The sequence below is a fragment of the Arachidicoccus sp. genome, from assembly GCF_050436765.1.
In the GTDB taxonomy this organism is placed as follows: domain Bacteria; phylum Bacteroidota; class Bacteroidia; order Chitinophagales; family Chitinophagaceae; genus Arachidicoccus.
In genome coordinates this window covers 1-1126 of record NZ_JBNQGD010000311.1, presented here as the reverse complement: position 1 = coordinate 1126, position 1126 = coordinate 1, and the positions used below count along the sequence as shown (strand labels likewise).

The window sequence follows — 1126 nt, the reverse complement described above, 5'->3', positions numbered from 1 at the left end:
AAGACAGTGGAAGCCCTAATCTGCTACCAAAACTGGATTAGGTCTGAGAGTATCCACAACATTCAATATTTTCCAACCATTGAGGATATGGAATTCTATGAGTCTGTGGAGGAAGGTAAGTTTATTTTGTTCTCGTTCAATTTAAATTTCAATTTGAATTGGTTTCTTTTTCTGTAAGTTTATTTTGATCATTGTTTTTGTCATTTGCAGAACAAGAAAAGGAAGATGGACTTGCTGGTACAGTGGATCACCAAGAAATGCCTTCCACCACCAAATCATCTCAAGCCTCTAAAGCCTCTAAAGGGAAAGCTAAAGCAAATAAGGCGTCTAAGACTTCTAAGCATTCAAAGAGAGAAGCCAGCAAAAACAGAGCATAAGGTTAGTCACCTTGTCATTTTGTATTCCAATTTAAATTCTGTAAAGTAATAAGTTTGCTGAGTGAAGATTCAATAATAATGTCGTATCTCACTAATGACTTTCTTTAATGTACTGATCAGTCTTATCTCACTAATAATGCAGTATATAACTAAGATTCAATAATAATGCCATTGAAGTGGTAATCTGTTAGCCACATGTCTGTTGACTCTCAATAATATTGCTACTTTTCAGTGTTGGTAACTTGGTATTTACTTTGCGACAGAAACTTGCTAGATTATTCAAATGTAGACTATTCATACATACAGATCGAAACATGCTAGATTATTCAAATACAGACTGTGTTTTGTTTGCTAATGTTGTTTCATAAAGAAAATCAAATCTCTGTGAAATACTTGTTGTTCTTAGTCCAATTGGCATTGTTTTTGTCATCTTTTGGTGGAAGGTTGGTTTGGCTGTTGTTATGATGATGTTGTTGTTGCTGTTGCATATGTTTGATCATATTCATTGTTTTGATTTCATAAGGCTCAGTAGATAGACAAACGGAAGCACCAAATTGCAAGATTGATGATGGAGGTTGTTAAGAAGTGATGAAGAACACATGAAGTATTTTGGATTATGGTTAGAACTTGGAAGAGTATCATGTTGTATGTAACTTTGGGATTTGAACCAATCAAGACTGATTGTATGTAACTTCACTAATTTGTTGCATTAACTTTGGATTTAAACAGCTAAAATGATGTAATATACA

The 1126-nt window shown here is 33.7% G+C and carries 2 protein-coding genes; one reads left to right on the top strand and one right to left on the bottom strand.

Going from position 1 to position 1126, the window contains the following annotated elements:
* The first annotated feature begins 197 nt into the window (after window positions 1-197).
* Window positions 198-377: a hypothetical protein gene (locus tag ACQR30_RS13585; protein ID WP_429736022.1), complete on the top strand. Its 180-nt coding sequence runs from the start codon at window positions 198-200 to the stop codon at window positions 375-377.
* Between the two features lie 374 nt (window positions 378-751).
* Here ACQR30_RS13585 and ACQR30_RS13580 read toward each other — a convergent pair whose 3' ends face one another.
* The gene (locus ACQR30_RS13580) at window positions 752-877 is read right to left on the bottom strand and encodes a hypothetical protein (protein ID WP_429736020.1); all 126 of its coding nucleotides are present in this window, start codon (window positions 875-877) and stop codon (window positions 752-754) included.
* Window positions 878-1126: the final 249 nt, after the last annotated feature.

Bases quoted from the DNA above. Each gene is read 5' to 3' on its own strand.
- ACQR30_RS13580 (WP_429736020.1), bottom strand. From the start codon at position 877: ATGATCAAACATATGCAACAGCAACAACAACATCATCATAACAACAGC.